Source organism: Algoriphagus yeomjeoni (genome assembly GCF_049821175.1).
Classification (GTDB): domain Bacteria; phylum Bacteroidota; class Bacteroidia; order Cytophagales; family Cyclobacteriaceae; genus Algoriphagus; species Algoriphagus yeomjeoni_A.
Genome location: NZ_CP187512.1, coordinates 1625686 through 1639032, shown reverse-complemented (window position 1 = coordinate 1639032; position 13347 = coordinate 1625686). Strand labels below are relative to the sequence as shown.

Genomic DNA, 13347 nt, shown 5'->3' with positions numbered 1-13347 from the left:
TCAGAATTAATTATTAAATGCTAAAAAGTTTAAGCGAAAGCAAAATTGCTATAATCGGCCTTGGCTATGTTGGCCTTCCGCTTGCAGCAGCTTTTGCAGAGAAATATAGAACGGTAGGTTATGATATAAACCCTTTGAGGGTAGATGAACTTCAGAAAGGCCATGACAGGACGTTGGAAGTAGCCGATCAGGATCTGCAAAAAGTATTGATAAAAACAGGGATGGAGCTGGATGAAAAAGGATCAGGTCTGTTAATCACAGATGCTGTACTTCCTGTAACTTCTGCAAATATCTATATTGTAACTGTTCCTACCCCTACGGATAAACATAATAGACCAGTTCTAACTCCTATGATCAAGGCGTCCGAGATGATTGCCAAAATCTTGAAAAAGGGAGATGTAGTAATTTATGAATCCACGGTATATCCAGGTGTGACAGAGGATGAATGTGTTCCTGTGTTGGAGCAAATTTCAGGATTGAAATACAACGAAGACTTTTTTGCTGGATACTCACCTGAGCGTATCAACCCAGGAGATAAGGAGCACACCGTGACCAAGATTCTCAAAGTTACTTCTGGATCTACTCCTGAAGTGGCGGAGTATGTAGACCAATTGTATAAATCAGTGATTACTGCCGGTACTCATAAAGCTTCCTCTATCAAAGTAGCAGAAGCTGCCAAGGTGATTGAAAACTCCCAAAGGGATATCAATATTGCCTTTGTGAATGAATTGAGTAAGATTTTCAATTTGCTGGATATAGATACTCAGGAGGTATTGGAAGCAGCGGGTACCAAATGGAATTTCTTACCGTTTAAGCCGGGATTGGTAGGAGGTCACTGCATCTCTGTCGATCCATTCTATCTAGCACAAAAAGCTCAAGAACTCGGTTATCATCCAGAAATTATTTTGGCAGGTCGTAGACTGAATGATTCCATGGGTAAGCATGTGGCAACGGAGACCATCAAACATATGATGCGTAAGGATTTGAAGGTGATTGACGCTAAAGTTTTGATTCTAGGTTTTACTTTCAAGGAAGACTGCCCAGATGTGCGAAACACCCGAGTAATAGATATCTACAATGAGCTCAAGTCATTTGACATGGATGTCTGTGTTTACGATCCATGGGCTGATGCCGCTGAGGTAAAGCATGAATATGGGATAGAGATCATAAATGGTGGTGCAAAACCTGCGTTGAATGAATACTCCGCTATCATACTTGCCGTCGGGCATGTGGAGTTTAAAACCTGGGATATCAGAAAGTCAGAGGAGCAGGTGGTATTTGATGTGCAGGGGGTATTGAGTAAGGAATTGGTTGATGCTAGATTGTAATGATGAATTTAAATGTTGATTTTTTTAAAAAAATAATCCGAGGCAAACATTCAAAAAGTGTTATTTTCTTATTAATACTTAATGTAGTTGGTATAATTGTTAATTTTTTATTGGTCCCCTTATTAATTGGGATACTAAATTCCGAAAAATATGGGATTTGGTTGACAATTACTTCATTAATTGCTTGGGTGAATTTTTTGGATTTTGGTTTGGGACATGGGCTTAGAAATAAGTTAGCAGAAAGTATTTCAATAAATGATTTTGCTTTAGCAAGATCGTACGTGAGTACTTCATATTTTTCTATCTTTTTTTTAGTATTATTTTTCTTATTAATATCAATATCAATAGTTCCAATAGTGAATTGGAGTATGGTGTTTAATGCCTCACCATATTTGAATGATGAACTTCAAAAAGTAGTATTTTGGATATTCTTTATTTATTCATTTCAGTTTCTATTTAAACTTATTACCTCAATTCTTCAAGCTATTCAAAAGCCAGAATTTGCTTCATTGGTAAATGTTTCGGGATTAGGTTTATCATTATTAGTAATATGGATGTTAACAATTTCTAATACTGATCCTAATTTATGGTTACTTGGGGTGATTTTAGTTGGTTCTCCAATATTAACAATGGGAATTGCGAATGTTTTATTTTTTACTGGAGAATATAAATTTTTAAGGCCAAGTTGGGATTTTTTTAATTCTAAGTTAATTAAAGTTCTATTTTCTTTAGGAGGAGCTTTTTTTATTATTCAGCTCACCTCAATTTTTCTATTTCAATCAAATAACATATTAATTGCACATGCAGTTGGTCCAGAAGCTGTTACAGATTTTAATATTGCCTTTAAGTATTTAGGAGTTGTTAGTACTGTTTTTTATTTAATTAATATGCCATTTTGGTCTGCTTCAACAGAAGCATTTTCGAAGAAAAATTATAGCTGGATAAATGAAAAAATTAAAAATCTAAATTTAATATGGATTTTATTTGTGCTATCCTTAGTAGGATTGTTATTTATTGCTCCTTGGTTTTATCATTTATGGTTAGGAGATAAAGTGATTGTAAAATTTGATTTATTGATTCTGCTTTCAATATATTATTTATTGTATATGCAATGGTCTATATATGGAAGTTTCATAAATGGAAGTGGAAAAGTTAGGTTTCAAATGATAGCTACGCTCTTACTTGCTCTCATACATATTCCGTTAGCATATAAACTTGGAAGTAAATTTGGAGTCAACGGCATTGTTTTTTCAATGATATTCCATGCATTTTTAAATATACTATGGCCACGTATACAATTAAATAAATTAGTGAATGAAAAAGCATATGGAATTTGGAACAAATGAATGAATTTTCAACCTATCAAAGAATAGATAAGTTTCGATTGTTTGATTTTTTAATTTTATTAATTGGTATAACTATGTTTGCCAATTCACTTTTTTTTGTAGACCAATCTTGGTTTTTGATTATTTCATTCTTTTTTTTAGGAGTAAACCATTACGTAAAACGTTATGGGAATATTAAAATATTATTGTTGGTTCTAATTCTATGGTCTTTCATTAATTTTATTTCTATTGCATTTAATCGTACATCCTTTAGTACGATAACATTTCTTGGCTATGGAATTAGAATCTCAATCGCTTTTTTTCTTGTACATTCATTGCGCGGTCAATTTTGGTGTAGATTTGAAAAATTTGTTTTTGTACTAACATGTATTTCCCTAATTATTTTTGGTTTAAACCTATTATCCCCAAGTATATTTCATGAATTGAAAGTCCTTTTTCAACCAATTACAAATGATGTTTTATTTAGAAAAGAAGCTCAACAGGATTTTTGGAATAATTTTTTTTATACTCATTCAGGAAGAAATGATGGAAGGAATTCTGGGTTTATGTGGGAGCCCGGCGCATTTGCAATGTCATCTATAATTATGATTATAATTAATTGGTGCAGAAATGGCACTCAAATATCTAAGAGATATTTAATTTACATTTTGGCTATTATAACTACATTTTCTACTGCGGGATATACTTCTTTAATTTGTTTGATAATCGCTCATTCATTTAATAAAAAAATAGTATTCTTATTTTTTGGAGTCATTATGATATTTGTTGTTTTAAATTCTAATTTTTTATATAGGGATTTTCTAATCCCTAAAATTGAAGAGTTTTTAGTCGAGGTAAATGATGAAATTTTCTATGACCAAGTAATAACAGAAAGAGTTGAAGCAAATAGAATTAGTTTTTTTCAAATTAATGTATTAAAAGTAATACAATTTCCTATTGGCTATGGTGTTGTTGAAGACGTCCAAAGTTTCAATTCCTCAATTAAAATTGTAGGAGTGGGAGGATTATCGGATGTATTATATAAATGGGGCTTCTTAGGTTTGTTTTGTTTCATTTATTTGATATGGAAAGTACTTAGTCGATACCTTCCTATTTCCTTTAAAAGTTTTCAAATAGGGTTAGTAATGATGGCTTTGATCACAATTTTTTTCTCAAATCCTATTGAAAGTAATTTAATTGGTTTTATGATGAGTTTTACATATTTTCTACCAAGAGCTGCCTAAAATGAAAATTGGAGTTTTTTCTTATTTCCCTCTTCCTTATGGAATGGCTGCTAGCACTCGGCAAATTACCTATGCAAAAGGTATGGTTCATTATGGGGCTAAGGTTGAGTTAATTACCATTTATCCCTATAACAAAGAACATAATTTAGTTCCATCAATTCCAAATTTGAAAATTATTCAGCTTGTTCAAAAACGGGAACCTGTTTTTCGATTAATTAGAGTATTTCATTTTGTGCTTTCATTTTATAGGTCTTTTCTTTTTATTTGGCGTTCAAATAAAAATGAAAAATATGATGCAATGATTATTAGTAATGATCGTATTTTTATTCTTGGGCCTATTACTTTTTTTTGTAAAATTTTAAAGATTAAAACATGTTTTATTTTTGATGAATTTCCTTTGCCTATAAGAAAGTATTTAAAGCCTAGGATAAGCTTGTTTCAAAAGTTTTCTTATAATATCATTTTTAAGAGGATAGACGGTCTGATTTCAATGACTGATAAATTGGTTGTTTTTTATTTAAATTTATCTAATCAAAGTATTCCTTACATTACTTTATCTACAATTACTGATACTGATAGGTTTCCATTATGTATTAATAAGGAGAAAAGTGATTATTTGTGTTATATGGGTAACATGGAGTTATCCAAAGATAATATTTTGTTGATTTTAGAAGCATTTTCGGAAGTTAGCACTTACTATCCAAATTTAATTTTGAGGTTATTTGGAAAACCTTCGAATGATGATAAGGAAAAATTATTGCTAAAAATCTCCGAGCTTAATTTGGAGAATAAAATTACTTTTGAATTTGCTTCTTTTGATGAAGTTCCAAATATTTTAATGAATGCTAAAATATTGGTTTCTTCACAACCTTTAACTTTGAGAGCTTCTGGTGGATTTCCTACTAAGTTAGGTGAGTATCTTGCTTCTGGCACTCCAACGTTAACTACAAGAATTGGAGAAATTGATCAATATGTAACTGATAAGGAGCATGTATTTTTGGTCAGCCCTGAAGATGCTAATAGATATGCTTTAAATTTAATTGAAATTTTAGAAAATTATGACCAAGCCTTGACTGTTTCAACTCAGGGGAAGAGGTTGGTTTTTGAAAAATATTCTCATTTGAGCGCAGGAAAAAAAATCATCAATTTTATTAATAAAGTAAATGGAAAAATTAAAGAATAAGACGCTATTGATTACTGGTGGTACAGGTTCCTTTGGAAATGCTGTTTTACGTCGTTTTCTTAATACAGCTCATTTCAAGGAAATTCGTATTTTCTCCCGTGATGAAAAAAAACAGGATGATATGCGAACTACTTTAAATAATGACAAGCTGAAATTTTATATTGGTGATGTTCGTAATTATGATAGTGTAGAAAGGGCGATGCGTGGTGTTGATTATGTATTTCATGCAGCTGCATTAAAACAAGTTCCTTCCTGTGAGTTTTTTCCTATAGAAGCTACCCGTACTAATGTGTTTGGAACTCAAAATGTAATTGATGCTGCTGATGCTAATAGTGTTAAGAAGGTGATTTGCTTAAGTACAGACAAAGCAGCCTATCCTATCAATGCGATGGGTATTTCAAAAGCGCTAATGGAAAAGGTTGCAGTTGCCGCTTCTCGCAATCTAAAAAATACCACAGTTTGCCTAACTCGTTACGGTAATGTAATGGCATCTAGAGGTTCCGTTATTCCTCTGTTTTTACAGCAGATAAGAGATGGAAATCCATTAACTCTTACGGATCAAAATATGACTCGTTTTTTAATGTCATTGGATGAGGCTGTTGAGTTAGTGCTTTTTGCTTTTGAAAATGGAAATCCTGGTGACTTATTTGTTAATAAAGCACCTTCCTCTACAATTGGTGATTTAGCTCAAGCAATAAAAGATTTATGCGATGCTGATAATGAAATCAAGATTATTGGTACTAGGCATGGTGAGAAATTATATGAGACGCTTTGCACCAGAGAGGAAATGATTAAAGCTGAGGATATGGGTGATTTCTTTAGAATTCCGGCAGATAATCGAGATCTTAACTATGCAAAATATTTTTCTGAAGGGGAGTCATTCATTGATCAGATCGAAGATTACAATTCCCAAAACACAGAGCGCTTATCAGTAGAAGGAGTAAAAGAACTATTATTGAAATTGCCAATTATTCAGGCTGAAATAAATCGAAATAAGTAAGAGCATGTTAAAAGTAGGAATTACTGGTCAAAATGGTTTTGTAGGATCTCATCTAATCAATACTCTGGGGCTTTTTCCAGATCAATTTCAGACTGTTTCTTTTGCAAGAGGCTACTTCGATAATTCGGATCAATTAGATCATTTTGTATCAAGTTGCGATGTTATTATTCATCTAGCAGCATTGAATAGGCATGGCGATCCAGATGAAATTTATTCGAAAAATACAGGGTTGGTTAATAAGTTGGTTGAATCTCTGGAAAGAACAGGTAGTAAGCCACATGTGTTAATATCTTCCTCAACTCAAGAGTCTATGGGGAATGTGTACGGCGATTCTAAAAAGCATGCTAGGGAGTCATTAGCTTCTTGGGCAGAAAGAAGTAAAGCTTTATTTACAGGTCTAATTATTCCAAATGTTTTTGGTCCATTTGGCGAGCCCAATTATAATTCTTTTATAGCAACGTTTTGTCATAAAATTGCTAGAAATGAAAAACCTTCTATTCATGTAGATGCTGAAGTTGAGCTTATATACGTAAATGAATTAGTCAATACAATTCTAGAACTTATTAGAACCAAAACGTCAGATCCAGAATTTAATATTCCTTTTACCAGTAGAGCTAAGGTTACATCTATTCTCAAACTATTAAATAATTTTAAGGATCTCTATCAAGAAAAGGGCGAAATTCCATCTTTTAATTCAAAGTTTGAATTGAATTTATTCAATACGTTTAGATGCTACATGGAAATCGAAAGTTACTTTCCACGTAAATTCACTCAACATGTAGATCCCAGAGGAGCATTTGTGGAAATTATACGATTAGGAATAGGAGGTCAAGTTTCATTTTCAACTACGGTTCCTGGAATTACAAGGGGCAACCATTTTCACACTCGAAAAATAGAGAGGTTTGCTGTGTTAAAAGGCAAAGCTTTGATACAATTGAGAAAAATAGGCACATCTGAAGTTTTTAATTTTGATTTGAATGGCACTGAACCCTCGTATGTGGATATGCCGATTTGGTACACTCATAATATTAAGAATGTAGGTGAGGAAGAATTATTGACTGTTTTTTGGATTAATGAGCATTATGATCCCAAAGATCCCGATACATTTTTTGTAGAAGTTTAAGCTAAGATTTAATATAAATATAATGAAGAAGTTAAAAGTGATGACTGTGGTTGGTACAAGGCCAGAGATCATCCGTTTATCTCGCGTTCTTGATGCTTTAGATGCTTCAGACGCTATAGAGCATGTGTTGGTTCACACTGGGCAAAATTATGATTATGAGTTAAATCAGATATTCTTTGATGATTTGCAGATAAGGAAACCTGATTTCTTTTTAGATGCTGCAGGTAAAACAGCAGCCGAAACTGTAGGACAAATTTTGATTAAAATTGATCCTTTATTGGAACAAGAAAAACCGGATGCCTTTCTTGTTCTAGGAGATACCAATAGCTGCCTTTGTGCAATTCCTGCTAAAAAGAGACATATTCCAATTTTCCATATGGAGGCGGGTAACCGCTGTTTTGATCAGCGTGTACCAGAGGAAACAAATAGGAAGATTGTAGATCATATTTCAGATATCAATCTGACTTATAGTAATATAGCTCGTGAATACTTGTTAAGAGAAGGTCTTCCTGCAGATAGGATCATTAAAACAGGTTCACCCATGTTTGAGGTTTTGCATCATCATATGGAAAGAATTGATAACTCTGATGTATTGTTCAGATTAGCACTTAAGAAGGGTGAATATTTTGTTATTTCATCTCATAGAGAAGAGAATATCAACAGTGATAAAAACTTTAGAGGATTGATCGATAGCCTTAATGTTATTGCCGAGAAATATCAGTTTCCAATCATTGTCAGTACCCATCCTAGGACAAAGAATATGATTGAATCAAAGAAGTTTGAAACTCACAAATTAATTCAATTTTTGAAGCCATTGGGTTTTATTGATTACAATGCACTTCAGAAACATGCTTTTGCAGTTCTATCTGATAGTGGTACCATTTCTGAGGAATCCTCCATATTAAATTTCCGAGCCCTTAATATCCGTGAAGCACATGAAAGACCAGAGGCGATGGAGGAGGCAGCAGTTATGATGGTAGGATTGAATTCTGATAGAATAGTGCAAGGTATAGCCCAACTCTCTACCCAAAAAATTGGAGATAACAGAAATTTTAGATTGGTTGGAGATTATTCTATGCCCAATGTATCCGAAAAGGTTGTTAGGATTTTAATAAGCTATGTTGATTATGTAAAGAGTAATGTTTGGAAAGAATGAAAATTCTTTATTGTCATGTAGGTGTACAAGGAAAAAATGGTTGGGGTAGATCATTTTATCTTGCTTGTGGATTGGCAGAACTTAACCATGATGTATATTTTCTTACAGCAACATCTAAAAAGGGTCTCTTTAATAAAACGAGCCAATTTATAAATAAAGTGCATGTTTTGGCATTCGCAGATATACTTCCCTACCGGTTGGTAAGTACTGGATTTGGATTCATTAGTGTATTATCAAAAATATTTTTTGCTATATCGAATAAATTTGACCTTGTTATTACTGACTGTGGGCATCGCCCTTCAAGTTTGCCGGGATTTTTAGCAGCAAAGAGAAAGAATACAATTCATATAACAGAGTGGTGGGATTTATTTGGCGAAGGTGGATATTATGACAGAAAACCTTGGTATTTTAAGTATTCATATGGATGGTTCGAAAAAAAACTAGAAATTATAACAAAAAAGAAGGCTAATGGAGTGGTAGTATTATCTGAGTGGATGAGATCAGAAGCTATAAAACATGGAATTGAAAAAATTAAGATAATACATGGTGGTTGTTTTGAAAAAAAAAAACCTGTAAATAATGATTCTAATTTTAGTAAAAAGATAAATATTGGCTACATAGGAATGAGTAATTCAGAGTTGGAGTTTATTGAACCAATTATAGATGCATTTAAAACAAATAAAATAAAAGACTTATTTAATTTTATTTGTTTTGGTGAGTATTTAAATATTGAAAATTTAAATAAAAATGATCTTAATAACGATTTTTTTCAAGAGAGAGGGTGGCTAAATTATGAACAATCGTTAGATGAAATTACAGATATTAATTTATTTCTTATGATTCGGCGTCCAGATAGAAATGCTTTAGCAGGATGGCCTAATAAATTAGGAGATTACCTTTCTTTTGGAAAACCAGTTTTAATTAACATATATGGAGATATTTCAACCTTCGTGAAAAATAATCCAGAAGGATTTATAGTTACGGAATTTAATGGCGATTCCTTGGTCAATTGCCTTTTTAGAATATTTAATGGTGATTTTGACTTGAGTGAAATGGGTAAAAAGAATTTTGAATTAAGCAAAAAACTTACTTGGAAGGATAAAGCATTAGAATTAGTAGATTTTTATAATCAATTACAACAATAATTTATTTGCGAGTCTCAAATCAGATTTGATGCTCCTGCACATATTGGTTAATTCCGGAATATCTGATATTTCCTTAGTTCAGTTATTTTAACAATAAATGTAATCGGTATATTTCTCGAGTTAGTTTAAAATGGAGGTTTACAAATCCAATTCTATGATAGTCCAATCGTTCCAAAAACTCAAAACCTATTGTGAAACTGAAAATTATAAAGGTTGGGATCCTTACGATGGTCTCAATTCTAAAATATTCAGAGCCACACCTTTAAAGCGATGGGATATTGGTCGACTTGCCTGGATTCAAGGTTTTAAGCGAAGTCCAATAAATTTCAGGAAACTTCTTTTAGTGCCAAAAGAATACAATGCCATGGGAATTGGCTTGTTTTTGAATGGATATTGTAATCTTTTGGTAGCAGCCCGAAAAGGCAATCTAGAGTTTGGGACAGTTCAGGAACTTGAAGATAAAGTTCATGAATTAGCCAGACTTTTAATTAGTTTGAAAACGCCAGGTTATTCAGGCGCTTGTTGGGGATATAACTTTGATTGGCAGGCAAGACGTTTATTTCTATTTCCCGCTTATACTCCAACAGTGGTGGCTACTACCTTTTGTTCCTCCGCTTTAGTTTTTGCCTATGAACTGACTCAAGAAAAGGAATATTTAGAGATAGGAATTTCTGCTTGTGAATTTATTAAAAATGATCTGAATAGGACTCCTTATAATGGAGGGCATATTTTTAGCTATAGCCCCTTTAATGGAAATAATACGGTATTTAATGCAAGTCTACTAGGCGCCAAGACTTTAAGCCTTGGTTATCATTACACAAAAAATAAGGAGTATAAGGAATTGGCATATTCAGCGGTAAAAGCTGCTGTTTCAGCTCAGGCTGAGGATGGTTCATGGATATATGGAATGTTACCGGTGCAATCCTGGATAGATAGTTTTCATACTGGATTTAATTTGGATGCCATTTCCTATTATCAGAGGTTCACAGGGGATAATCAATTTCAAAGATCTATAGAGAAAGGTTTAGAGTTTTATTTGGCCAATTTTTTTCTAGAGGATGGTACTCCAAAATATTATCATAATAAAACCTACCCCATTGATATTCACTGTCCAGGACAATTGATAGTGACCCTTTCTACATTGGGTGTGGTCAATGAAAACATCTCTTTAATTGAGAAGGTTACTAATTGGGCAATAGATAATATGCAGGATAAAAAGGGTTTTTTTTATTATCAACTTAAGAAAGGCTGGAGTTCTAAGATATCCTATATGAGATGGAGCAATGCATTTATGTTTAACGCTTTGGCAACAATTTTAAATGATTTGAGAAAATGAATCATATTTGGGTAAAAAATATTAGACTTTTTGCACCTGCCTCAAGAAATGAGCTGATTGATCATGCGTTTTTGCAAAAGCAAATTTTGGTAGCAGTGAATGCTGAAAAGATCTTGATGGGAGATGAAAAATTTTCAAAATTTATTTCTACAAATATTGGCTATCCTGATGGAGTTGGGGCAGTATGGCTTCTTAAGAAAAAGGGATTCTCATATGCAGAAAAAATTCCAGGAGTAGAGCTATGGCTTGAAATAATACGCCAGAGATATAAATCAAATACTTTCTATTTTGTGGGAGCCAAGGAAGAAGTAATTCAGGAGACTGTTAAGAAACTTAAGGCTGAATATCATGGAATTTCAATTTTAGGATTCAGAAATGGATATGTTAAGTCTAATGAAGAAAAAGAGGCTTTAATGGAGGATATTTCATCAAAAAAACCTGATGTAGTATTTATTGCTATGGGATCACCTAAGCAGGAAAACCTGATGAAGGAATTAAGCGAAATACATCCTGCTGTCTATCAAGGATTAGGCGGTAGTTTTGATGTATTTACCGGTAGAGTAGAAAGAGCTCCTAAATGGTGGTTGGATAACAATTTGGAATTTGCCTACAGGTTATTTAAAGAGCCTTGGAGAATAAAGAGACAAATTAAGTTGTTGAAATTTTTAAAATATTTGGTTCGATGAAATCGAGCCTGGTTGAGGCTGACATGCATGGCGAAGACTTTACACATTGGGATTATTCTTACCCATGCGAGGTTCCAAGTTGCCGTTGAACAAAAATTATAAACACATGAAAAGGGTTTCTCTCCTCATACTTATTTTTATTTTAACTCTATCCTATACATTCGCTCAATCTTTATTTAGAGATTTTTCTGTTTTAGCTGAAAATGCAAGAAGAGCAGCATTGATAAATGGCGATTCAAACGCTACTTCGATACGACCATCTATTAATTTCGATGCTGATTCTTTAGTTTCTTTTGATGAAGTAGTCAATTTAAATTTTGGAAATTCGGAAATAAAAGTTCTTCCACTTTACTCGATAAGTCAATTAAATACCGACAGACCTTATGGTTGGGGGGATATGCTAATGATTCCCAATGTGGGCTTTCAGCAATACTTATCCGCTGGTATTAACCTCAAATGGAAATTCCTTAATCTTCAAATTCAGCCAGAATTCGTTTGGGCCCAGAATAAATCCTATCAAGGTCTGAGGCTGGCTTTGACACAACTAAATTATCTTGATCGCTATTATGTTTGGAGTAGAGGAGATTTTCCTGAACGTTTTGGATCAACCTCCTATACTAAAGTCTGGTGGGGTCAATCAAAATTTACACTTTCTTTTGGAGCATTCGAAGCAGGAGTTTCTACTCAGAATATTTGGTGGGGACCTGGTCAATTTAATTCTCTGACTTTTTCCGATAATGCGCCTGGTTTTCCTCATATAACCATCAATACCACCAAACCTGCTAAGACTTTTTTGGGGGATTTTGAAGCTCAGGTTTTGATTGGTCAATTATCTTCAAGCAATTTTGCTGCTTCACAAAACGATAGCTTGAATAGTATTTATGAAAGACGTATTCCTAATGATTCGAGATACTTAAATGCAATGATGGTTAGTTACCAGCCGAAATGGATTCCAAATCTAAAGCTAGGTTTTGGGCGAACTTTTCAAGTATATGATTCGCTACCAAGAAATAGTTTTTATGATTGGCTTCCAATTTTTGAGGCTTTTCAAAAGGAGAGATTTTTTGAAAATGGCAATACGGTAGATTTTGATGGAAATGGAAGAGATCAGCAGGTGGTAATTTTCGGAGATTTTAGATTTCCTAAAGCTCAAGCTGAACTCTATTTTGAATACGGAAAACGAGATCATGCCTATAATTGGAGGGAATTTATTTTGAATCCAGAACATGCTAGAGCTTACATGATTGGATTTTTAAAACTTTTTGATTTACCCAATTCCGGAAGAAAAATTCAGTTGCGAGGCGAAATTACGCATCAACAAGAATCTGTCAATAGAATCATCAGATATTCTGGATTAGGAGGTCGAAATAGCTGGCATGAACACGCACAGGCTCGTGGGTTCACAAATTTTGGTCAGGGATTAGGAGTAGGAACGGGACAAGGTTCCAATGTTCAAACATTTGAGGCCTCTGTTTTAAAAGGATTTGGAAAAACGGGTGTCCTCCTAGAAAGAGTTGAGAGGGATCAAGGCTTTTACTATCGAACTTTTTATGAGCCAAATGAACGCAAGCCCTGGATCGACTTTTCTCTTGGCTTCCTATTTGATAAGAAGTGGAACAATTTATTGCTTAGCTCCAAGCTTCAGCTTATCCACGCCAGGAATTACCAGTGGCAGCTGGATCCTGCCAGTACGCCGGAGTTTCCGGTAGGAGAGAACCTAACTTCTTTTTTGGCTCAGACCAGCCTGATCTATTTCTGGAATACAGGAAAGGATTGAGCAGAAATTTGAATTTCAATTATTAAAAAGTGTGTGTATTTGAG

Annotated in this window: 11 protein-coding genes; all 11 read left to right on the top strand. The window is 33.6% G+C overall.

The genetic code is table 11. The features are described 5' to 3' along the window. Nucleotides 1–17: 17 nt before the first annotated feature. The gene (locus ACPUEN_RS06510; protein ID WP_425639300.1) at nt 18–1328 is read left to right on the top strand and encodes a nucleotide sugar dehydrogenase; all 1311 of its coding nucleotides are present in this window, start codon (nt 18–20) and stop codon (nt 1326–1328) included. Then, nucleotides 1328–2674: a lipopolysaccharide biosynthesis protein gene (locus ACPUEN_RS06505; protein ID WP_425639299.1), complete on the top strand. Its 1347-nt coding sequence runs from the start codon at nt 1328–1330 to the stop codon at nt 2672–2674. Before ACPUEN_RS06510 ends, ACPUEN_RS06505 begins: the two co-directional genes overlap by 1 nt. Then, the gene (locus tag ACPUEN_RS06500; protein ID WP_425639298.1) at nt 2662–3897 is read left to right on the top strand and encodes a hypothetical protein; all 1236 of its coding nucleotides are present in this window, start codon (nt 2662–2664) and stop codon (nt 3895–3897) included. The genes ACPUEN_RS06505 and ACPUEN_RS06500 overlap by 13 nt, the downstream gene beginning before the upstream one ends. 1 nt (nt 3898) lies before the next feature. Then, on the top strand, nt 3899–5080 hold the full coding sequence (locus ACPUEN_RS06495; protein ID WP_425639297.1) for a glycosyltransferase: 1182 nt from the start codon (nt 3899–3901) through the stop codon (nt 5078–5080). Then, the gene (locus ACPUEN_RS06490) at nt 5061–6080 is read left to right on the top strand and encodes a polysaccharide biosynthesis protein (RefSeq protein ID WP_425639296.1); all 1020 of its coding nucleotides are present in this window, start codon (nt 5061–5063) and stop codon (nt 6078–6080) included. The genes ACPUEN_RS06495 and ACPUEN_RS06490 overlap by 20 nt, the downstream gene beginning before the upstream one ends. Before the next feature lie 4 nt (nt 6081–6084). After that, nucleotides 6085–7203: an NAD-dependent epimerase/dehydratase family protein gene (locus ACPUEN_RS06485; RefSeq protein WP_425639295.1), complete on the top strand. Its 1119-nt coding sequence runs from the start codon at nt 6085–6087 to the stop codon at nt 7201–7203. Between the two features lie 22 nt (nt 7204–7225). Further along, nucleotides 7226–8359, top strand: a complete 1134-nt coding sequence (gene wecB, locus ACPUEN_RS06480; RefSeq protein WP_425639294.1) for a non-hydrolyzing UDP-N-acetylglucosamine 2-epimerase — start codon at nt 7226–7228, stop codon at nt 8357–8359. Then, a complete protein-coding gene (locus tag ACPUEN_RS06475) occupies nt 8356–9504 on the top strand; it encodes a glycosyltransferase (RefSeq protein WP_425639293.1) in 1149 nt (382 codons plus the stop codon). The genes wecB and ACPUEN_RS06475 overlap by 4 nt, the downstream gene beginning before the upstream one ends. Before the next feature lie 154 nt (nt 9505–9658). Then, nucleotides 9659–10840: a delta-aminolevulinic acid dehydratase gene (locus ACPUEN_RS06470; RefSeq protein WP_425639292.1), complete on the top strand. Its 1182-nt coding sequence runs from the start codon at nt 9659–9661 to the stop codon at nt 10838–10840. Between the two features lie 95 nt (nt 10841–10935). Then, the gene (locus tag ACPUEN_RS06465; RefSeq protein ID WP_425639291.1) at nt 10936–11526 is read left to right on the top strand and encodes a WecB/TagA/CpsF family glycosyltransferase; all 591 of its coding nucleotides are present in this window, start codon (nt 10936–10938) and stop codon (nt 11524–11526) included. Nucleotides 11527–11632: 106 nt separating this feature from the next. Continuing rightward, a complete protein-coding gene (locus ACPUEN_RS06460; protein ID WP_425639290.1) occupies nt 11633–13303 on the top strand; it encodes a capsule assembly Wzi family protein in 1671 nt (556 codons plus the stop codon). The last annotated feature ends 44 nt before the right edge of the window (nt 13304–13347 follow it).

Excerpts from the sequence above, each read along its gene's own strand:
- ACPUEN_RS06490 (WP_425639296.1), top strand. The coding sequence starts at position 5,061 with ATGGAAAAATTAAAGAATAAGACGCTATTGATTACTGGTGGTACAGGT.
- ACPUEN_RS06485 (WP_425639295.1), top strand. The coding sequence starts at position 6,085 with ATGTTAAAAGTAGGAATTACTGGTCAAAATGGTTTTGTAGGATCTCAT.
- ACPUEN_RS06460 (WP_425639290.1), top strand. The coding sequence starts at position 11,633 with ATGAAAAGGGTTTCTCTCCTCATACTTATTTTTATTTTAACTCTATCC.
- ACPUEN_RS06470 (WP_425639292.1), top strand. The coding sequence starts at position 9,659 with ATGATAGTCCAATCGTTCCAAAAACTCAAAACCTATTGTGAAACTGAA.
- ACPUEN_RS06475 (WP_425639293.1), top strand. The coding sequence starts at position 8,356 with ATGAAAATTCTTTATTGTCATGTAGGTGTACAAGGAAAAAATGGTTGG.
- wecB (WP_425639294.1), top strand. The coding sequence starts at position 7,226 with ATGAAGAAGTTAAAAGTGATGACTGTGGTTGGTACAAGGCCAGAGATC.
- ACPUEN_RS06510 (WP_425639300.1), top strand. The coding sequence starts at position 18 with ATGCTAAAAAGTTTAAGCGAAAGCAAAATTGCTATAATCGGCCTTGGC.
- ACPUEN_RS06505 (WP_425639299.1), top strand. The coding sequence starts at position 1,328 with ATGATGAATTTAAATGTTGATTTTTTTAAAAAAATAATCCGAGGCAAA.
- ACPUEN_RS06495 (WP_425639297.1), top strand. The coding sequence starts at position 3,899 with ATGAAAATTGGAGTTTTTTCTTATTTCCCTCTTCCTTATGGAATGGCT.